General features: G+C 64.4%; 15 protein-coding genes. 7 read left to right on the forward strand and 8 right to left on the reverse strand.

Annotated elements, in window-relative coordinates; translation table 11 throughout:
- The first annotated feature begins 47 nt into the window (after window positions 1-47).
- Complete coding sequence (locus VSR82_RS24950; protein ID WP_410849459.1) at window positions 48-1,415, forward strand: MFS transporter; 1,368 nt, start codon at window positions 48-50, stop codon at window positions 1,413-1,415.
- A 113-nt stretch (window positions 1,416-1,528) separates the two neighbouring features.
- On the opposite strand, the gene VSR82_RS24955 is transcribed toward VSR82_RS24950, so the two are convergent.
- The 3 genes from VSR82_RS24955 to VSR82_RS24965 all read right to left on the reverse strand — a co-directional run bounded on the left by VSR82_RS24955 (window position 1,529) and on the right by VSR82_RS24965 (window position 4,719).
- Window positions 1,529-2,284, reverse strand: coding sequence for a TetR/AcrR family transcriptional regulator (locus VSR82_RS24955; protein WP_368582355.1), 756 nt, complete (start codon window positions 2,282-2,284; stop codon window positions 1,529-1,531).
- 105 nt (window positions 2,285-2,389) lie between these two features.
- On the reverse strand, window positions 2,390-3,679 hold the full coding sequence (locus VSR82_RS24960) for an NAD(P)/FAD-dependent oxidoreductase (protein WP_429455790.1): 1,290 nt from the start codon (window positions 3,677-3,679) through the stop codon (window positions 2,390-2,392).
- A gap of 107 nt (window positions 3,680-3,786) precedes the next feature.
- Window positions 3,787-4,719 (reverse strand): dihydrodipicolinate synthase family protein, encoded by a 933-nt coding sequence (locus VSR82_RS24965; protein ID WP_429455789.1) that lies wholly within the window; start codon window positions 4,717-4,719, stop codon window positions 3,787-3,789.
- Between the two features lie 159 nt (window positions 4,720-4,878).
- Between VSR82_RS24965 and VSR82_RS24970 the strand changes: the two genes are divergently transcribed.
- Window positions 4,879-5,832 carry a LysR family transcriptional regulator gene (locus tag VSR82_RS24970; protein WP_498858137.1) on the forward strand — a complete coding sequence of 318 codons (954 nt, stop codon included), beginning with the start codon at window positions 4,879-4,881 and terminating at the stop codon, window positions 5,830-5,832.
- A 308-nt stretch (window positions 5,833-6,140) separates the two neighbouring features.
- Window positions 6,141-9,254, forward strand: a complete 3,114-nt coding sequence (locus tag VSR82_RS24975; protein ID WP_498858138.1) for a transglycosylase domain-containing protein — start codon at window positions 6,141-6,143, stop codon at window positions 9,252-9,254.
- Between the two features lie 5 nt (window positions 9,255-9,259).
- On the opposite strand, the gene VSR82_RS24980 is transcribed toward VSR82_RS24975, so the two are convergent.
- From VSR82_RS24980 to VSR82_RS24995, 4 genes are all read right to left on the reverse strand, one after another.
- The gene (locus VSR82_RS24980) at window positions 9,260-10,498 is read right to left on the reverse strand and encodes an ROK family transcriptional regulator (RefSeq protein ID WP_429455788.1); all 1,239 of its coding nucleotides are present in this window, start codon (window positions 10,496-10,498) and stop codon (window positions 9,260-9,262) included.
- Between the two features lie 42 nt (window positions 10,499-10,540).
- On the reverse strand, window positions 10,541-11,344 hold the full coding sequence (locus VSR82_RS24985) for an ATP-binding cassette domain-containing protein (protein WP_368582361.1): 804 nt from the start codon (window positions 11,342-11,344) through the stop codon (window positions 10,541-10,543).
- A 20-nt stretch (window positions 11,345-11,364) separates the two neighbouring features.
- Window positions 11,365-12,354, reverse strand: a complete 990-nt coding sequence (locus VSR82_RS24990; RefSeq protein ID WP_368582362.1) for an ABC transporter permease — start codon at window positions 12,352-12,354, stop codon at window positions 11,365-11,367.
- Between the two features lie 96 nt (window positions 12,355-12,450).
- A complete protein-coding gene (locus tag VSR82_RS24995; RefSeq protein WP_429455787.1) occupies window positions 12,451-13,452 on the reverse strand; it encodes a sugar ABC transporter substrate-binding protein in 1,002 nt (333 codons plus the stop codon).
- A 449-nt stretch (window positions 13,453-13,901) separates the two neighbouring features.
- On the opposite strand from VSR82_RS24995, the gene VSR82_RS25000 reads away from it, so the two are divergent.
- Window positions 13,902-15,110: an MFS transporter gene (locus tag VSR82_RS25000; RefSeq protein ID WP_429455786.1), complete on the forward strand. Its 1,209-nt coding sequence runs from the start codon at window positions 13,902-13,904 to the stop codon at window positions 15,108-15,110.
- A gap of 50 nt (window positions 15,111-15,160) precedes the next feature.
- Here the strand turns inward: VSR82_RS25000 and VSR82_RS25005 are convergent, their stop codons facing one another.
- The gene (locus VSR82_RS25005) at window positions 15,161-16,204 is read right to left on the reverse strand and encodes a LacI family DNA-binding transcriptional regulator (protein WP_498858139.1); all 1,044 of its coding nucleotides are present in this window, start codon (window positions 16,202-16,204) and stop codon (window positions 15,161-15,163) included.
- A gap of 193 nt (window positions 16,205-16,397) precedes the next feature.
- Here VSR82_RS25005 and VSR82_RS25010 point away from each other — a divergent pair, with 193 nt between their 5' ends.
- From VSR82_RS25010 to VSR82_RS25020, 3 genes are all read left to right on the forward strand, one after another.
- A complete protein-coding gene (locus VSR82_RS25010; protein ID WP_410849451.1) occupies window positions 16,398-17,549 on the forward strand; it encodes an ABC transporter ATP-binding protein in 1,152 nt (383 codons plus the stop codon).
- A 20-nt stretch (window positions 17,550-17,569) separates the two neighbouring features.
- Window positions 17,570-19,546 carry a beta-galactosidase gene (locus VSR82_RS25015; protein ID WP_429455784.1) on the forward strand — a complete coding sequence of 659 codons (1,977 nt, stop codon included), beginning with the start codon at window positions 17,570-17,572 and terminating at the stop codon, window positions 19,544-19,546.
- 88 nt (window positions 19,547-19,634) lie between these two features.
- Window positions 19,635-20,888 carry an ABC transporter substrate-binding protein gene (locus tag VSR82_RS25020; RefSeq protein WP_368582368.1) on the forward strand — a complete coding sequence of 418 codons (1,254 nt, stop codon included), beginning with the start codon at window positions 19,635-19,637 and terminating at the stop codon, window positions 20,886-20,888.
- The last annotated feature ends 53 nt before the right edge of the window (window positions 20,889-20,941 follow it).

Here is a 20,941-nt window from a genome sequence, read left to right on the forward strand (position 1 = left end):
GCCGCGTAGAGACCGGCATCCAAGCTGATCGAGGAGACCAGTACGACATGACGCAATCGTTCCAATCCAGTTCCGCGGGATCGCCCGCGCAGAGCAAGACGGCAAGCCCCGCGCGCCGTTCGAGAGCCCGTTATCAGATCCTCGGACTGCTCGCAGTCGGCACGATGATCAACTATCTCGACCGCACCATTCTGGGCATCGCGGCGCCGCAGTTGACGAAGGAGCTCGGCATCAACGCCGCGCTGATGGGCCTGCTGTTCTCTGTGTTTTCGTGGAGCTACGTGGCTTCGCAGATTCCGGGCGGCCTGTTTCTCGACCGCTTCGGCAGCAAGCTCACGTACTTCCTGTCGATGACGTTCTGGTCGCTGTGCACGCTCGCGCAAGGGCTCGTGGGTGGCATCGCCGGCCTGTTCGCGTTCCGTCTCGGCCTTGGCGTTTCGGAAGCGCCGTGCTTCCCGACCAATAGCCGCGTGGTCGCTACGTGGTTTCCGCAAAGCGAACGTGCGATGGCGACCGGCACCTACACGGTCGGCGAATATATCGGCCTCGCGTTTTTCAGCCCGTTCCTGTTCATGCTGATGGGCGCGTTCGGGTGGCGCTCGCTGTTCCTCGTGGTTGGCGGCGTCGGTATCGCGTTTGGCGTGGTGTGGTGGCTGATGTATCGCGAGCCGCGCGATCATCCGTCGGCGAATCAGGAAGAACTCGACTATATCGAGGCGGGCGGCGGTCTCACGCAACGCCACAAGGATGTCGCGGGTGCAGCCGATACGGCCGCATCGAAGACGAGCGGCTTCCAATGGCGCACGATTGGCCAGCTGCTCAAGCATCGTCAGCTGACCGGCATCTGTCTCGGCCAGTTCGCGGGCAATTCGACGCTGGTGTTCTTCCTCACGTGGTTCCCGACGTATCTCGCCACCGAGCGTCACATGGCGTGGCTGAAGATCGGCTTCTTCGCGATCATGCCGTTCATTGCGGCGTCGATCGGCGTGATGTTCGGCGGTGTGTTCTCCGACTGGCTGCTGCGTCGCGGCAAATCGCCGAACGTCGCGCGCAAACTGCCGATCATCGCCGGTCTGCTGCTCGCGTCGACGATCATTCTCGCTAACTACGTAGAGAGCAACGTCGTCGTGATCGCGATTCTGTCGGTGGCGTTCTTCGCGCAGGGTATGGCCGCGCTCGGCTGGACGCTGGTGTCGGATATCGCGCCCGAGGGCCTGCTCGGCGTGACCGGCGGCATCTTCAACTTCGCCGCGAATCTGGCGGGTATCGTGACGCCGCTGGTGGTGGGTCTGATCGTCGCGGCGACCGGTTCGTTCGTCGGTGCGCTGGTGTTCATCGGTGTCATCGCGTTGATCGGCGCGCTGTCGTATATCTTCATCGTCGGCGATATCAAGCGGATCGTGCTGGCGGATTAAGGCTTCCTGTTGAGACGTCGCTTCAGGTGACGGGTGTCGAAGCGACAAAAAAAACGGGATGTGGCTTTCACCACATCCCGTTTCCTTTTCAGCCGGTCGCTAAGCAACCGGCGTCAGTCGTCCTTCTTCACGAACCGCAAGATCGCATCGACGATCATCGCCCGATGCCGCGCGCGCAATCGAGGATGCGACGGATCGCGCCCGAACGCGGTGCCGAACGTATGCCGGTTGCCCACGCGATGAAAGCACAGCGAGCTGATCATCAGATGCAGATCGATCGGATCGATGTCGCTGCGGAACTGGCCGGCCGCGATGCCGCGCGCGAGCAGATCTTCGATCGTGTGAATCACGGTGACGTTGCGTCCTTTGAACGTCTTGACCTGCTCGACGTACTTCGCGCCGTGAATGTTTTCGATGGTCACGAGGCGCACGAAGTCGCGTTGCCGGTCGTGGTAGTCGAACGTGAATTCGACCAGCGCGCGCATGCCTTCGACCGGATCGAGTTCGCTGATGTGCAGATCCTGTTCGAGCGCGCGAATGTCTCCATACACCTTTTCCAGCACCGCCTGGTACAACCCTTCCTTGCTGCCGAAGTAGTAGTACAGCATGCGCTTGGTGGTGTTCGTGCGCTCCGCGATCGCATCGACGCGCGCGCCCGTCAGTCCCATCGCGGAGAACTCCTGGGTCGCGACGTCGAGGATGTTGCGCTTCGTCTGCTCGGGATCGTATTTGCGTGGGGCGTCCGCACGCCGGCCTTCAACACGCCGGGCGTCGGCTCGCTTGGTGTCGGTACGTCGCGCGTCGGCGTGTGGTGCGCCGGACACGATGCCGTTGGTATCAGGCTCGGCGGCCTTGCTTCCCTTTTTCATTGTGGTTTCGAGCGGCAGTGACGGCGCATTCTAGCATGGCGAAATGGGCCTCTGGCGCGGGTCTCGGGCATCGGTGCAGGTATTTCGAAGGAGCCCGGGTGGCGCTTACGCGACCGGTCGCGCGGGCCGGCGGCGCGCGGCGAGGGCGTCGCGTGTTTGCATCGCGGTGTACGTGAGCTGCGCGGCCGCGAGACCGAGCGCGCCGTACGTGCGCGTGAGGCCGAAGCTCGCGAATGCATCGGGCACCGGCCGTTCACCGGAGATCGCCGCCGCCAGCAGTTCGCCCGACACCGTGGTCGGCGCCATGCCGTGTCCGCCGAAACCGACCGCGTACCAGACGCCATCCGTGCTCTGGCCGATCTGCGGCATCTTGTGCCGCGCGTAGCTCATCAGTCCGCCCCACGCATGCTCGATGCGTACGTCGCGCAGCTGCGGATAGACCTTCAGCAAGTCCTGCCGCAACAGACGCGCGATTGCCTCGGGCTCGCGATCACGCACCGAGATGCGGCCGCCCCACAGGATGCGCGTGTCGGGCAGCGGCCGGTAGTAGTCGAATGCGAAGCGGGTGTCGTAGACCGCGGCGCGCGTCGCGATCGCATCGTGCAAGCGTTCGCCGAGCGGCTCGGTCGCCATCACGTAGGTGGCGATCGGCAGCACCGCGCGCTCGACGCGCGCGTACACGTTGCGCGCATAGCCGCCGCCCGCCATCACGACATGACGGGCGTCGAGCGCACCTTGCTGAGTCTCGACGACGAAGCCCGCGCCGTCGCGCCGCAAGCCGACGACCGGCGAGCGCTCGTGGATCGTCACGCCCGCTTGCGCGGCCGCCGCGGCGACGCCGAGGACGTATTTGAGCGGATGAAAATGGAACGCGTTGCGCTCGAACAGTCCGCCGTGATAGCGGCTCGTTTTCAGTTGCGCGGCGAGTTGGTCGGCAGGGATCGGTTCCCAGTCGACACCGAACGAATCGCGCATCAGACGCCGTTGCGCTTCGAGACGTGCCGGTTCGTCGAACCAGTTTGCGAGGATCACGCCGGCATCGGTTGCATCGCAATCGATCCGGTAGCGCGCAATGCGCTTGCGCATCAGCTCGACCGCGTCGGTGGTCAGCGCGTAGAGTTCGCGCGCGCGTGCGGGCCCAAGCGTCTTCAGCAGGTCGGCGCAATCGAGGCTATAGCCGCCGAACACGAAGCCGCCATTGCGTCCCGATGCGCCGTAGCCGACCTGCTGCGCTTCGAGTACGACGACGTCTTCGACGCCGCGCTCGGCGAGTCCCAACGCGGTGGAGAGTCCCGCGAGTCCGCCGCCGATGATGCAGACGTGCGCACTGCGTCGACCGTTGAGCGGCGCATAGGCGGAGGAGCGAGTGACGGTGGCTTCGTAGAAACTTTGCATGGGGCGCGAGCGCGTGGACACGCCCTAGGTTAGCGGCAATCGCGTGTCGCCGTCCAGCCCGCGCAAGCCCGCACGTCGGCGGGCGCCCCGCTGCATTTCAACGCGTGTTATCGACCCCAGCGCAACACCAGCGGATCGAGCCGGCGCGCGATCTTCAACAGCCCTTCGCGCGTCGCCGGATGCATCTGCGGCAGCGGATGACGCACCGCGTCCGAACCGATCACGCCGCCTTCCTTCATCAGCGCCTTGCACGATGCGAGGCCGCCCTGGCGGTTCTCGTAGTTGATCAGCGGCAGCCACTGCTGATAGTGCGCGGCGGCGGCCTCGGTATCGCCGGCCGCATAGGCATCGACGATCAGGCGGATGCCATCGGCATAACCGCCGCCCGTCATCGAGCCGGTCGCGCCAGCATCGAGATCGGCCATCAGCGTGATTGCTTCCTCGCCGTCCCACGGACCGACGATCGCGTCGCCGCCCAGTTCGATCAGCTCGCGCAGCTTGTTGGCGGCCTGCGGCGTTTCGATCTTGAAGTACGACACGTTGTCGATCTCGCGCGCCATGCGGGCGAGGAACGGCGCGGACAGCGGCGTGCCGCTGACCGGCGCATCCTGGATCATGATCGGAATCTGGATCGCATCGGACACCGTGCGATAGAACTCGTGGATGCCGCGCTCGCCGATGCGGATCGTCGCGCCGTGATACGGCGGCATCACCATCACCATCGCGGCGCCCGCGGCCTGCGCGGCGCGGCTGCGCTCCGCGCACTGGTACGAGCTGAAGTGCGTGGTCGTGACGATCACCGGCACACGGCCCGCGACGTGTTCGAGCGCGACATGCATCAGTGTGCTGCGCTCGTCGTCGGACAGCGCGAACTGCTCGGAGAAGTTCGCGAGAATGCACAGGCCGTTCGAGCCGGCATCGATCATGAAATCGAGGCAGCGCTTCTGGCCTTCGAGGTCGAGGCGGCCGGCGTCGTCGAAGATCGTCGGTACGACGGGGAAGACGCCGCGCAGGGCGGGGGAGTGTGACGCTTGGCTCATGGCGATGTGGTCCGTGTTGGGATGGAAGGATTGCGCTCGAGCCCGCAAACGAGCGGCGCAACTGGATGAATGTCTCCTGCGGCGACTATACGGCGCCGGGCCTCGCAGGTATATTGAATTGTTTCCATATCGTGATCGCTTTTGCGACTCACCTGCCCGATGAAAGACACGCTCAACGTCCTGCTGTCGAAGCTGCGCATGAAGCAGCTGCATCTGCTGATCGCGCTCGACGATCACAAATCGCTGCACAAGGCGGCCGGCGCAATGTCCATGACGCAATCGGCGGCGAGCAAGGCGCTGCAGGAGCTCGAATCGATGCTCGACGCGCCGCTTTTCGAGCGCTCGAAAAGCGGCATGATTCCGAACCAGCTCGGCCATTGCGTGATCCGCTATGCGCGGGTCGTGACGTCGGACCTCACCGCGCTCTGTCAGGACGTCGCCGAAATACGTTCGGGGCGTGGCGGGCGGCTCGCGCTTGGCGCGATCATGGGCGCGATTCCCGACTGCGTAGTGCCCGCGCTGAACCAGTTGCATGCGGCGCAACCGGGTCTGTCGATCGAAGTGGTCGAGGACACCAGCGCGCGGATGCTCGCGCAGCTCGACGACGGCAGGCTCGATCTGGTGGTCGGCCGCGCGGCGGTCGCGGCCGATCCGTCGAAGTACCAGTATCGCCCGCTCGGCGACGAGCCGTTGGCGGTGGTGGTCGGGTATCAGCATGCGCCGTTGCCGCGTCGCGAGATGACGTTGAGCGATCTCGCCGGGCATCGCTGGGTCATGTATCCGTCACATATGCCGCTGCATGCGCTGCTTGAACGCGAGATGGATCTCGCCGGCCTCGACATGCCCGACAATCCGATTTCGACGGCTTCCACTTTCGTGACAGTGGCGCTGCTGCAAAGCAGCGCCGAACTCGTTTCGCTGCTGCCGAGCGCGATTGCCGGGCCGTTCGTGCGGCACAAGATGCTGCGCGTCGTGCCGGTCAGGCTCAAATCGCCATCGCAGACTTTCGGCATCGTCACGCGCAAGGGCGGCGTGCTGTCGCCGCCGGCGGAACGGTTCATCGCGCTGTTGCGCGCGCAGATACAACGGGCGCAGACGAAAACGCGAACTTAGCCGCGGCGCAACCGGATCACTCAGCCGCCCGTGTGGTTGCCGGTAAGAATGCCAGCCAAAAAGCGACTTTCTTTCGGCGACGGCCGCCAGGAACGGCAAAACCGCCCGAAAAGGCGGTTTGGTATTCGTGTGAAAGACCTTCAATATCTCATGCCGGTTCGCGTTTTGTCATTCGACGCCAGCGGGTGTTGTAGCCGCGACACTGTCGCGTCAATCTGAGCCGATGACGGTTTCTCGTTCCGAGCTACACTGGTTTATATGAACTGAGCCAGGCTGGACATCCTGGCCATCGCTCGGGGAGAGCAGCCATGAATCGGCCACCGCTTCGGTTTCCGCTTCGCGCGACCAGCACCGTGACCGTGCGGGGTTGGCGTTGGCTCAAATGGGGCCTCGCAGCGTTTTTCCTGCTCGCGATGGCGCTGATTGCGCGGCTCGTGCAGATCGAGATCGAGACCTCGCGGCTGCAGGCGCGCTACCTTTCCGAGCTGACCCGCGACGTCGGTTTTTCGGTCGCCGACGGTCCCAGTCATTCCATCCGCTTTCCGCAAGCCGATAAAGGCCCGTACGACGCGCGCCTCGGCTACGCGCTGTTGCCTGCCATTCAGCAGCGCCTGTTGCAGCATGGCTTCGAAATCAGCTCGCAGGCGCGCGATTCAGAACGCATGCTGTCGCTGGCCGATGACGGCCTGTTCCTGCCTTACGACGAAAAAGACACGGCGGGTCTGCAATTGTTCGACGGCACTGGCGTGCCGCTCTACAGCGCTCAGTTTCCGGGCCGCGTGTACGACAGCTTCGACGCGATTCCGCCGCTCGTCGTGAACTCGCTGCTGTTCATCGAAGACCGCTATCTGCTCGATCCGAATCAGCCGAACCGCAATCCTGCGATCGACTGGGGGCGCTTCAGCCGCGCGCTCGCCGACCAGGGCGCACGCGTTTTCAATCGTCATCAACAGACGCCGGGCGGCAGCACGCTCGCGACGCAGATCGAGAAATTCCGTCATTCGGCGGGCGGCCGCACCGCGACGCCGCCAGAAAAGCTGCGGCAAATCGCGTCGGCGTCGGTGCGCGCCTATCTGAACGGACCGCAAACGCTGCCCGCGCGCGAACAGATCGTCGTGCACTATCTGAACTCGGTGCCGCTCGCCGCGCAGCCCGGCGTCGGCGAAATCAACGGGATCGGCGATGGTCTCGCCGCCTGGTATGGGCGCGATTTCCGCGAGACCAACCGTCTGCTGAAGGCGCCGTCGACCGACGCGAATCTGCCCGACCAGGGCTTGGCGTTTCGCGAAGTGCTGTCGCTGATGATCGCGCAGCGCGCGCCGTCGTTTTTCCTGCAGCGCGGCTATCCGGAACTCGAACGGCTGACCGACAGCTATCTGCGGCTGCTCGCGAGTGGCGGCGTGATCACCGCGCAGTTGCGCGACGCGGCGCTCGCGGCGCACGTCGAACTGCATCGCGCACCGCGCACCACACCGGATCTCGGCTCGTTCGTATCGCGCAAGGCCGTGACGTCGATGCGCTCGCATCTGCTCGCCGCGCTCGGCGTGCGCAGTTTCTATGAACTGGACCGCCTCGACGTGCAGGCGACAGGCACGCTGAACAACGACGTGCAACAGGCCGTTGCCGAGCGCCTCGCCGCCGCCGCGACCAAAGACGGCGCGAAGGCCGCGGGTCTCGTCGGCTACGAAATGCTGCGCGGGTCGGACGACCCGTCGCATATCGCCTACAGCTTCACACTGTTCGAGCGGCACGGCGATGCGAACCTCGTGCGCGTGCAGACCGATAGCGTGAACCAGCCGTTCGACATCAATTCGGGCGCGCGCCTGAACCTCGGCTCGACCGCAAAACTACGCACCGTCATCACGTATCTGCAGATCGTCACCGATCTGCACACCCGCTACGCCTCGCTGAGCAATGTCGAGCTGAAAGCGATCACGCCCGATCCGAACGATCGGCTGACGCGCTGGGCGATCGACTATCTGCTGCACGCGCGCGACCATTCGCTGCGGCCGATGCTCGACGCCGCCGTCGAGCGTAAATACTCGGCGAGCCCCGGCGAAACGTTCTATACGGGCGGTGGCGCGCAGACCTTCACGAACTTCGAGTCCGACGACAACAGCCGCATCCTGACCGTGCATCGTGCGTTCCAGCATTCGGTGAACCTCGTGTTCGTGCGTCTGATGCGCGATATCGTTCACTATGAAATGGTGCAGACCACCGGGCCGTCGTCGGAATGGCTCGGCGACACGGCGACCCGCAAGATGTATCTGACGCGTTTCGCCGATCAGGAAAGCCGCGTGTACATGAAGCGTTTCTACACGAAGTACCACGGCAAGACGCCCGATCAGCAGATCACGCTGTTGCTGCTCGGCGTGCGCAAATCGCCGCCGAAAGTGGCGACCGCTTTGCGCAGCGTCGCGCCGGATCAGTCGAACGCGTGGTTCAACAAGATGATGTACGCGGCGCTGAAGAACACGCCGTCGGCTTCGATGCTCGACGACGAAGACCTCGCGAATCTGTACGACAAGTACGGCATCAACCGTTTCAACCTGAACGACCGCGGGTATATCTCCAGCGTGCATCCGCTCGAACTGTGGACGCTGAATTATCTGCGCAAGCATCCCGATGCGACGCTCGCGCAGATCGAAACCGCGAGCCAGGACGTGCGCCTGTCCACTTACTCGTGGCTCTTCAAGACGCGCTATCACGCAACTCAGGATCGCCGCATCAAGCGCATGGTCGAACTGCGCGCGTTCGACGCGATCGGCAAATCGTGGCAGGCGCTCGGCTATCCGTTCGCGTCGCTGACGCCGTCGTATGCGGCGGCGATCGGCGCGTCGGGCGATCGTCCGGCGGCGCTCGCGCAACTGATCGGCGTGATCGCGAACGGCGGCAACAAGGTGCCGACCGAAACGCTGACGCAAATCGACTTCGCGAAGGATACGCCGTACGAAACGCATTTCAGGCGCGCGGTGGTCGCGCCGCAGCAGCAGGTGTCGCCGGAGATCGCGAGCGAGGTGCGGATGCTGTTGCGTGATGTCGTGACGGGCGGTACCGCGAGGCGCCTCGCGCAAGGCATGACGTTCCCGAACGGCGAAACGCTCGAAGTCTATGGCAAGACCGGCACCGGCGATCAGCGCTTGAACGTGTATGCAAAGGGCGCGCGCTTGATCGAGTCGCGCAAGGTGAATCGCAGCGCGACCTTCGTGTTCGCGCTCGGCGACCGCTTCTACGGCACGCTGACCGCGTGGGTGCACGAGCCCTATGCCGCACGTTACGACTTCACGAGTGCGCTGGCGGTGCAGTTGCTGAAGTCGATGGCACCGGCGTTGCAGCCGTTGCTCGATAAGCCGGTTCAGAAAACCGTGACGGCGGTGCCGGCGGAATCTACGCCAGCAGCGACGAAGGTTGCCGCGCACTGAACCGCTTACCGCTCATCAAAACCCGCCTCCGATGCCGCGGGCTTCAGAAACAGCTCATGGACCGGTGCGAAATGCGCATATAGCGGCAGAATCGCACCGCCCATCGCGCGGGCGTCGGCGCCGATCGCGCCTTCCAGCAATTGCGGCCGCACCATCCCTTCCCATTCGAAGCGATCGAGCACGCGCTCGGTGCGTCGAATGATCTCGCGCAGCAATAGCCGGTCGAACTCGCCGTCGATCACGACGGCTTCGAGATCGAGCAGCGCGGCCGCGTTGGTTAGCGCGTTTGCGATCGCCGGGCACGCGCTATCGAGCCATTGCTCGGTATGCCGCCACAACTCGGGCGACAGTGCGCGATGATCGTGCGCCGCGGCGGCCGGCGCGCCCGCGTCGCTGAACAGTTGTTCGAGCACGAAGCCCGATGCCGCGTGCAGCAACTGCCGCGCGGGTTTGCGTGCGCTGCCTTCGCGCAGCGGGATCGAACCGACCGCGCCCGCGTTGTCGTGCGGACCGCCATGCAGACGGCCGTCGATCACGAGTCCGCCGCCGATGAACGTGCCGACGAACAGATACAGGAAGTTGTGGATGCCGCGGCCCTGGCCCATCACGAGTTCGGCCGCGCACGCGGCCGTGGTGTCTTTGGCGAACTCGACGGGCAGGCCGGTTATCGCCGCGATGCGTGCGCGCAGATCGATGTCGTTCCAGGCTTCGAGCGCGCCGGGCGGCGCGCCGAGAAAGTCACGCCAGCCGCCGAGCCACAACGGCGCCGCGACGCCGACGCCGACCACTTTGCCGGCCTTCGCACCGAGCGTCTGGTTCACGCGCGCGAGTTTGCTCTCGAGCGCGGGGAACAGCGTTCGCGGGTCGGGATACGCATACTCGAACACGTCGCGGCACACGATGCGCCCGGCGAAGTCCATCGCGAGCACGTCGAGACTGCGGCGTCCGACCTTGATGCCGATCGTGTACGCGCCGTCCGCGCACAACGCGATCGGCACCGACGGCTGGCCGATCTTGCCGCGCACGCGCGCCTGTTTTTCGAGCAGGCCGTCGGCGATCAACCGATCGGCGATCATCGACACCGTCTGCATCGAAAGACGCGTGAGCCGGCCGACCTCGGCCTTCGGCAGGGGGCCATGCAAGCGGATCGTTTGCAGCACGATCCGCTCGTTGAATTGCCGCATGCCGACCTGATTCGAGCCGACCGTGCGTTTGACCGGCGAACGCGGGCTGGAGGTATCCATCGTCGTGTATCGGCCTCGTGGCTCAGCGGGTTGAGCGGCGCGTCACGCGATTGCCTTCACGTCGGCTTCCTTCGCGCCGGTCATGATCGCGACCGCTTCCGACATGTGCACGTCCTTCGTATTGACGAGCGCCGCGCGCCGGCCGAGCCGCTGAATATGGATGCGGTCGGCGATCTCGAACACGTGCGGCATGTTGTGGCTGATCAGGATCACCGGCAAACCACGATCGCGCACGCGCCGGATCAGTTCCAGCACCATGTTGCCTTCCTTCACGCCGAGCGCGGCGGTGGGCTCGTCGAGAATCACGACGTGGCGCGCGAACGCCGCGCTGCGTGCCACCGCGACGCCCTGGCGCTGGCCGCCGGACAGCGTTTCGACCGCCTGGCGCATCGAGCGGATGCCGATTTGCAGATCTTTCATGGCCGCGGTCGCTTCGTCGAGCATGCGGCGCTTGTCGATCATCTTGAACAGCGAGCCGCGCCAGCCTGGCTTCAGCAATTCGCGGGCGAGAAACAGATTTTCGGCGATGCTCATCGCCGGCGCGACCGCGAGTTCCTGGTACACGGTCTCGATGCCTTGCGCGCGTGCATCGAGCGGACTGCGGAACTTGACTGGTTTGCCGTCGAGCAGAATCTCGCCTTCGTCGGGCACCGTCGCACCGGAAAGCGCCTTGATCAGCGACGATTTGCCGGCGCCGTTGTCGCCGATCACCGCGAGGATCTCGCCGGGCAGCACTTCGAAATCGCAACCGTCGAGCGCGGTCACGTTGCCATAACGTTTGACGAGCCCGCGTGCTTGCAGAACCGGCATCGCAGCGGACGTGGAAGGGGAGGTGGAGGTCAGCATGACAAGGCTCCTGTGCGGGATCAACGGCCGCGGTGCGAGAGTTTATCGGCGGCGACCGCGAGAATCACGAGGATGCCGGTGATCAAGACCTGGTAGACCGAGGACACGCCGATCAGCGTCAGGCCGTTACGGAACACGCCGACGATCAGCGCTCCGAGCAAGGTGCCGACGATCGACCCGCGTCCGCCGAACAGACTCGTGCCGCCGAGCACGACCGCGGTGATGCTGTCGAGGTTCTCGGTTTGCCCGGCCTGCGGATCGCCGACGCCGGTGCGCGCTACCGACAGCAGCGCGGCGATGCCATAAATCGCGCCGGCGAGCGTGTAGACGATCAGCAGAATCCGCTGCGACGACAGGCCCATCAGCCGCGCGGCCTCGGCGTTGTTGCCGAGCGCGTACAGATGCCGGCCGGGCACCGTGTCGCGCAGCACGAACCACGTGGCCAGATACATCAGCAGCGTCAGCACGGTGCCGTACGTGACTTCCGCCGGTCCGAGCCTGAACGTGCTGCCGAAGAACATGATCGCGTCGGGCAGGTTCGACACGCTTTCCGCGTTCGAGTAGATCTGCGTGAGCGCAAACGCGATGTTCAGCGTACCGAGCGTGACGATGAACGCCGGCAACTTGATGCGCGTGATCAACAGACCGTTCAGTAAGCCGAACAATGTGCTGGCGCCGATCCCGCACAGGATGGCGAGAATGGGCGGCACGCCGAGCACGACCGCGAACTTGGTCATGATGATCGAGCCGAAGGCCATCACCATGCCGCAGGACAGGTCGATGCCACCGGTCAGCACGATCAGCGTCTGGCCGATCGCGATGACCGCGACGACCATCGTCTGTTGCAGGATCAGCGACAGGTTCTGAAACGATAGAAAGCGGCTGCTCTGCGAAATAAAGAACCCGCAGGCCAGCACCAGCGCGATCAGCGGTCCGATTTCGGACAGCGACGGCAGGTGCTCGGAGAAAGACGGGCGCGGGCGGCCGGCGGGCGCGGAAGGGGTCGACATGATGGCAGTCCTCGGTACATGAGCGTGACCTGAAGGTCACGCGGCGAATCAGATGGCGGCCCGCTACGACGCGCAACGGGCCGCTGTGCATGCGTGTTACTTGCCCCAGCAGTTCTCGAGGCCGAACTTCGTGTCCTTGCTATCGACACCGGACATCGGTTTATCGGTGATCAGCGTGACGCCGGTGTCCTGATACCCGGAGACTTTCTTGCCGGTCTTCGCGTAATCGACGCCGGCGGTGACGCCGAGCGAGGCCATCTTCAGCGGATACTGCTGCGAGGTCGCCGCGATCGCGCCGGCCTTCACGTTGCGCACGCCTTCGCAACCGCCGTCGATCGACACGATCATCACGCCCTTGTCCTTGCCCGCTGCCTTCAGCGCGCGATACGCGCCGGCCGCGGCCGGTTCGTTGATCGTGTAGACCACGTTGATATCGGGTGCCTTCTGCAGGCAGTTTTCCATCGCGGTCTGGCCTTTCGCCTGATCGCCGCGCGTGTCCTGGCTGCAGACGATCGACGCATCGCCTTCCTTGACGCCGAAGCCTTCGAGGAAGCCATTGTGACGCAGCACGCCGACCGACACGCCCGGCGCGAGGTCGAGCGTCGCGATCTTCGCGGGCTTGCCGTTCAGCGCGGCCTTCGCATATTTGCCGATCAGCACGCCTGCCTTGAAGTTGTCGGTCGCGAAGAGGGCGTCGGTCGCGTCCTGCGGGTCGGTCGGCGTATCGAGCGCGACGACCATCACGCCGGCCGCGCGCGCTTTCTTGATGCTCGGCACGATCGCCTTGGTGTCGCTCGGCGTGATCAGGATCGCTTTCGCGCCGGCCGTCATCATGTTTTCGATCGCGGTGACCTGGCTCGCGTTGTCGCCGTCGAACTTGCCGGCGGCCGTGATCAGTCTGGCGCCGTCTTTCGACGCGGCCGCGTCCGCGCCCTGGCGCATCTTGACGAAGAACGGGTTCGTATCGGTTTTCGTGATCAGGCCGATGACGGGCTGGTCGGCGGCCTGACTCGCGCTCGCGCACCATAGCGCTGCTGCGGCGGCGCACATCGACACGATTGTCCTGGCGACAGGACGCCTGTGGGGATTCAGATTCATGAGACGCTCCTCCGGTTATTGGCAACGACGTGTGAGACTGCTGATAGATCGAAACTGCAAAGCTGCGGGCTCGACGTTCGGCGATGACGCTTCGATTCGATGTGATCCGAAGGAGATCGCCTAAATCACTTTGGTTGATTTAGTACAGCAGGCGCGCAGCCGATCGTCAAGGAGATGCGAAAGCGGAAAATTGCCGCGCGGCGCACCGCGTGCAGGCTGTGAGCCTTGCGTGGTAAGGCTTTGAGCGAGTGTTGCGGTGCGGAGTAGCGCGTCTGGGCTTCGGGAAAGTCCTGGATCGACTGAAAGCTATTTGAAGCCTGAACGATGGCCTTTAAACACTTTTCGCGGCGCGTAAGGCGCTTTTTCGGTGTTCGCTGAATCGAGAGGCGAGGTCGCGGCGGAACAGCACTTGCTCGCGTCGACAGGACGTGAACCTGTCGGAGAGACCCATGCCTTCGCATTGGTGGCAGCGACGACTCGGCTCCCGCGAATCGTTGATCGCCGCCGCGCTCGTGATCGGCGTTCTGTACGCGGGCAGCACGATGGTCACGCCGCTTTATCCGCTCTATCAACGCCGGTTCGGCTTATCCGAGCTGACGATCACGCTCGTGTACGCGACCTACGTGATCGGCAATCTCGGCGCGTTGTTTTTATTCGGCCGCGTATCCGACCAGGCCGGCCGTCGATCGGTCACTCTGCTGGTGCTGGCAGCCGCGATCGTGAGCACGATGTGCTTTCTATTCGCCACGCATGCGACGTGGCTGTTCGTCGCCCGAGCGGCAAGCGGACTTGCGATCGGCGTGGGTGCCGCCACGGCGACCGCGTGGATCGCGGAATTGCACGCCGGCGCCGATAAGGCGCCCGCCAGCCGTCTTGCCGCGGCGGTCAATCTGGCCGGGCTCGGAGTCGGGCCGCTGCTGACCGGACTGCTCGCGCAATTCGCGCCCTGGCCGTTGCACACGGTGTTCGTTGTTTATCTGTTGGCGCTTCTGGTCACCGCGGCGTTGGCGGCGCTCGCATGCGAAACCGTGCAGGAGCGTGCCCGGACGTTTGCACAGGTGTCGTTCGCGCCACGCATCGGCGTACCCGCGCGATTGCGCGTGGCATTCGTCGTGCCTGCCGTCACCGCATTCGCGACCTTCGCGCTGCTCGGCTTTTTCGCGGCGCTGTTGCCCAATCTGATCGCGAACAGCATGCATCTGCACAGTCCCGCGCTGAGCGGGGCGCTCGTCGCCGAACTGTTCGCCGCGAGCACGATCACGGTAATGGTCACCTCGAAACTCGCCGCCCGCACCGCGATGTTCGCCGGTCTGTGGCTGTTGCCGCCGAGTCTGGCGTTGCTGCTGTGGGCGCAGGTCGCCGCGTCGATCGTAGTGCTGAGCGCGGCGACGGCGTTGTGTGGCATCGCAGCCGCGCTCGGGTTTCGCGGCAGTCTGCAGGAGGTCAACCGGATCGCGCCCGCGGACCAACGCGCCGAATTGCTATCGGCGTATCTGCTGTGCTGTTACACCGGCAACTCGTTGCCGGCGGTCGGCATAGCGCTGCTGTCGACCCGGGTCGGGCATTTGTGGGCGAACGTCGCGTTCGCGGCGGTGTCCGCGGTATTGGCCTGCATTGCGTTGGCGGTCGGTGCGCGCGTGCCGCGTCACGCGAGTTGATGGCCGAACCTCGTCGGCCGCAACGTTGCGTCGCGGCGGCTACTGCCACATCAACGCGAGCGGGGCGCGGCCGTCGATGCGCGCACGACCAGTTTGGGCTCGGACGAAATCCGCATCGGCACGTGCACCGGCACATCCCCGACGGCGCGTCCGGCTTGTCCGTACGACGTCTCGATCAGTTCGCGCAGCAGTTCCACTGCAAGTCCTGCGACCTCGACCGTCGGTACCGCCACCGTCGTCAGCGCGGGACGCGACTCGCGCGCGAGCTGGATGTCGGTGATGCCGATCACCGACAGATCGTGCGGCACGCGCAGGCCGAGGTCCGCCGCCGCGTGCATTGCGCCGAGCGCGGGCAGGTCGTTGGTCACGAAGATCGCGCTTAGTTGCGGATCGGCTTCGAGCAGCGCGCGCGCCGCAATGTAGCCGCCGTGGATCGTGTCGAGGCCGTGCCGCACGCGGTTCTTCGTCACGCCGGCTGCGCGCAATGCGTCGACGAAACCTTCGTAGCGCGTCGCGTGAATACCCGAGGCCTTGCTGCCGACGATCGCACCAATGCGCCGATGCCCGAGTTCGAGCAGGTGCTCGGCGGCCAGTTTGCCGGCCAGCCGGAAATCGACCGCGACGCACGGCAACCCGGGCGGCTCGCTGGGCCGCTCCCACATGCACAGCACGACCGGCGTGCCGCGCGCTTCGGTCTTGTGCAGATCGGCGAAATCGAGGTTCGCGTTGGTCACGAGCACACCTTCGGACAAGGTGCCGGCGATCTGGTCGAGATACGCGCGGCCAGTCAGCGGATCCTCGTTCGTATTGCAGATGATCACGAAGTGGCCGCTCGCGCGCGCGGCGCGTTCGACCGCGAGCGCGAACTCCGGATAGAACGGATTCGCGATGCTCGACACCATCAGCGCAAGCGTCGGCGCGCGGCCTTCGGCAAGCGCGCGGGCGGCAAGATGCGGGCGATAGCCGAGCGTCGCGACTGCATCGAGCACGCGTTGCCGGGTCGTTTCGCCGACGCGGCCGCGATTGCGCAGCACGTTGGACACCGTGGCTGGCGTAACGCCGGCATGACGCGCGACTTCGCTGAGTGTAGGCATGGTAAGGTCAGTATTTGGGATGGCTGTCCGGCATTTGCATCGCGCCGCGAGGCGCGGCAACATCTGCCCTCGAACCAAGTACAAAACGATATCGGAGACAGACCCAACGATCGCCTTGCGATCGATTTTTCGGTCGCGCTGATTAAGCGCTTAATCTCCGACTTCGCGCCGATTAAATCACGGAGTCGATGCAATGGCGAGCATTTCGTTACGAGGCGTGCAGAAGGCGTATGGCGACGGTGCGCCAGTGATTCGCAACGTCGATCTGGACATCGGCGAAAACGAGTTCTGCGTGTTTCTCGGCCCGTCGGGCTGCGGCAAGTCCACGCTGCTGCGCATGATCGCCGGACTGGAGGATGTAACCGACGGCGACCTGTCGATCGGCGGGAAGATCGTCAACGACGTGCCGGCCGCGCAACGCGGCGTCGCGATGGTGTTCCAGAGCTATGCGCTGTTTCCGCACATGAGCGTGTTCGAGAACATGGCGTTCGGCCTGAAACTAGCGAAGACCCCGAAGGATGAAATCGAGCGCAAGGTGCGTGAAGCTGCGCGCATCCTGCAACTCGAGGCACTGCTCGAACGCAAGCCGAAGGCGCTGTCGGGCGGGCAGCGGCAGCGCGTCGCGATCGGCCGCGCGATCGTGCGCGAGCCCGGCGTGTTTCTGTTCGACGAACCGCTGTCCAATCTCGATGCAACCTTGCGCGGACAAACGCGCGTCGAGATCGCACGCCTGCATAAGCAGTTCGCGAAGGCGAGCGTGGTCTACGTGACGCACGATCAGATCGAAGCGATGACGCTCGCCGACAAGATCGTGCTGCTGCATTCGGGCAAAGACACCGAGCGCTACGGCAGCATCGCGCAGATCGGCGCGCCGCTCGAGTTGTATCACCGCCCGAAAAGCCGCTTCGTGGCCGGCTTTATCGGCTCCCCGCGAATGAATTTCCTGCCGGGCAGGGTGGCCTCGCTCGATGCGCAAGGCGTGCTCGTCACGCTCGATCACACCGGCGAGAACGTGCGCGTGCCGGTCAGCAGCGCGGGCTTGCAGTCAGCGCAGCCGGTCACGCTTGGCGTGCGTCCCGAGCATCTGGAGTTCGTCGATGCATCGGCCGCGTCGCAAGACGGCGTGCTCGCGCGCACCGTATCGCTCGTCGAGCAGCTTGGCGAACACAGCTACGTGCACCTCGATCAACCCGGCGGGGCCGTGCTGATCGCCAAGGCGCCGGGCAACACGCGCCTCGCTCCGGGCGATCGCGCGAACCTGCGGGTGCCGCGTACCGCCTCTCATCTGTTTACCGAGGACGGCTTCGCGGCCGCGTCGCTCGAATCCGTCGAACACTACGCTTGAAGAACATTGGGGACACAGGGATGCGTTTAGGAGTCTGTTATTACCCGGAGCACTGGCCCGAGTCGATGTGGAAAGACGACGCGCGCCGGATGAAAGCGCTCGGCATCGAGCAGGTGCGAATTGCCGAATTCGCGTGGAGCCGGATCGAGCCGGCGCCCGGCGAATACGATTGGGGCTGGCTCGATCGCGCCGTCGACGTGCTCGGCGCGGCTGGCCTGAAGGTCGTCATGTGTACGCCGACGGCGACGCCGCCGAAGTGGCTGATCGATCGTCATCCGGATATCCTGCCGGTCGGCGCCGATGGACGCCCACGCGCGTTTGGCTCGCGGCGTCATTACGACTTCTCGTCACCCGTGTATTTCGACGCGTCGCGCCGTATCTGCACGGCGGTGGCCGAGCGCTACGGCAAGCATCCGGCGGTCGCTTTCTGGCAGACCGATAACGAATTCGGCTGTCATTACACGGTGGTCAGCTATTCGCCGGCCGCGGTCACGCGCTTTCGCGAGTGGCTGAAGGCGCGTTATCGCACGATCCAGGCGTTGAACGAAGCATGGGGCACGGTGTTCTGGAGCATGGAGTACCGCAGCTTCGAGGAAATCGACGCACCGGTCGGCACCGTGACCGAGGCGCATCCTTCGCATCGGCTCGACTACCGGCGCTTCGCATCCGACGAAGTGGCGCGCTACAACCGCATGCAGGTCGAGATCATTCGCTCGCATTCGCCGGGGCGGCCGGTCGCGCACAACTTCATGCAGCTTTTCACCGAGTTCGATCACTACAAGGTCGCGGCCGATCTCGACGTCGCGACGTGGGACAGCTATCCGCTCGGCGCGCTCGAAGAGCAGTGGTTCGCGCCGGAGATCAAGGCGCGCTGGTTGCGCACCGGTCATCCGGATTTCGCGTCGTTCAATCACGACGTGTATCGCGGCATGTCGAAGCTGCCGCTGTGGGTGATGGAGCAGCAGCCGGGACCGGTGAACTGGGCGCAGTGGAATCCGGCGCCGCTGCCGGGCATGGTGCGGCTGTGGAGCTGGGAAGCTTTCGCGCACGGCGCGGGCTGCGTGTCGTATTTCCGCTGGCGGCAGGCGCCGTTCGCGCAGGAGCAGATGCATGCGGGGCTCAATACGCCCGATAACCGGCTCGACGTCGGCGGCAATGAAGCCTCGCAGGTGGCGTCGGAAATCCAGACGGTGCTCGCCGCGACTGCCGATGCGAATGCGTCGATCCGCTCGAAAGTCGCGCTTGTCTACGACTACGAAGCGAAGTGGCTGTTCGAGATTCATCCGCAGGGCGCGGATTTTCACTATCCGCGCTTCGCGTTCGAGTACTACTCGGCTTTGCGCGCGCTCGGGTTCGACGTCGATGTCGTGCCGGCCGATGCATCGTTCGATGGCTATAGCCTCGTCGTCGTGCCGCCGCTGCCGGTCGTGCCCGACGATTTCGCCGAACGTCTCGCACGCTCGGGCGCGCAAGTCGTGCTCGGCCCACGCACCGGCTCGAAGACGCGCGACCTGCGGATTCCATCGAATCTGCCGCCGGGCGCATTGACGTCGGTGTTGCCGCTGCGCGTATGGCGCGTCGAATCGATGCGGCCGAACGTGACCGAAGCGGTGGTGCTGGACCAGCAGGGCAGTACGGCCGATGGCTTCGCGCGACACTGGCGCGATTTCATCGACAGCGATGCATCATCCTCATTCGACGTGCGCGCGCGTTTCGCGGACGGTCATCCCGCGTACGTGCGAAGCGGCGCGTTCCACTACCTCGCGAGCCTGTTCGACGACGCGTTGACCGTGCGCCTGTTCGCGCGGATCGCGCAGGAAGCGGGCCTCGAAACCCAGGCGCTCGGCGACAGCGTGCGCTTCAGCCGTCGCGGCGCACTGACCTATGTGTTCAACTATGGCGATCGAACCCACACGCTCGACGATATTTCCGACGACGCATTCGTGATCGGCTCCCGGGAGGTGGCGCCGCAAGGGGTAGCGGTCTACCGCTCGTAATTGAAGTCTGGCCCAGGCAATTCCACGCAGTCATTCGAAACAGAAGCGACAACGACGTAAAAACCATGGAATGAAGGAGACAGTCAGGATGAAACTGAAACCACGCAAGATTCTGGTGGCGCTCGCGCTGGCCGCGGTTGCCGCGGGGACCACGGTCGTCAGCACCGCTCAGGCGAGCACGCTCGCGATGAACATCGCGTTCAAGGGCGCGAGCCAGCGCGCGGTGTGGCAGCAGGTGGTCGACGAGTTCAAGAAGGCGCATCCCGGCATCGACGTGAAGGTGTCGTTCATCGACGAAGAGGCTTACAAGGTCCAGTTGCCGGGTTGGCTTTCGACTGTCGCGCCCGATATCGTCAACTGGCACGACGGCGAGCGTATGGCGTATTACGCGCAGCGCGGCCTGTTCGAGGATCTGACCGGCGACTGGCAGAAGAACGGCTGGAACGACATGTATGCGTCGACGAAGGAAGCATCGTCGTACAAGGGCAAGCAGTATGCCGCGCCGACCGTGTACTACTCGTGGGGGATGTTCTATCGCAAGGACCTGTTCGACAAGGCCGGCATCAAGGGCGAGCCGAAAACTTGGGACGAGTTTCTCGACGCCGCGAAAAAGCTGAAGGCTGCCGGCATTACGCCGATCGCAGTGGCGGGCCGCGATGCGTGGACGCTGGCCGGCTGGTTCGATTACCTCGATCTGCGTCTGAACGGCAATGCGTTTCATCAGAAGCTGATGGCCGGCGAGATTCCGTACACCGATCCGCGCGTGAAGAAGGTCTATACGACGTGGAAGCAGCTGATCGACGACGGCTACTTCATCAACAATTCACTCTCCTACGATCTCGATTCGGTGCAGCCGTTCCTGTTCCAGGGCAAGGCCGCCATGATGCTGATGGGGACGTTCATTGCGGCGGGTTTCCCGGACAACGTGAAGCCGCAAATGGGGTACTTCCAGTTCCCGATCATCGACTCCAAGGTGCCGACCGCCGAGGATGGACCAGTCGAATCGTTGCATATTCCGTCGAAAGCGAAGAACAAGGCCGATGCGCACACGTTCCTTGCATTCGTCGAGACGCCCGAAATCGGCGCGCAACTCGCAAAGGGACTCGGCTCGTTGTCGGCGAACAGCAAGTCGCCGGAGCCGGAAGATCCGATTTCGAAGATCGGCTTCCAGATCCTGTCGAATACGAAGGGCGGTATTGCGCAGTTCTACGATCGTGACATGACAAAGGAAATGGCCGACGAAGGGATGAAGGGGATGCAGCAGTTCGTCTCCGATCCGTCGAAACTCGACGACATCCTCGCGCAGCTCGAGCAGACGCGTCAGCGTATCTACAAGAAGTGAGCGGCGGCGGCCGCAAGGCCGCTGTCCGATGCATCGCGTTGTATCAGATCGGA

The organism is Burkholderia sp. JPY481 (assembly GCF_038900515.1).
In the GTDB taxonomy this organism is placed as follows: Bacteria; Pseudomonadota; Gammaproteobacteria; order Burkholderiales; family Burkholderiaceae; genus Paraburkholderia; species Paraburkholderia youngii.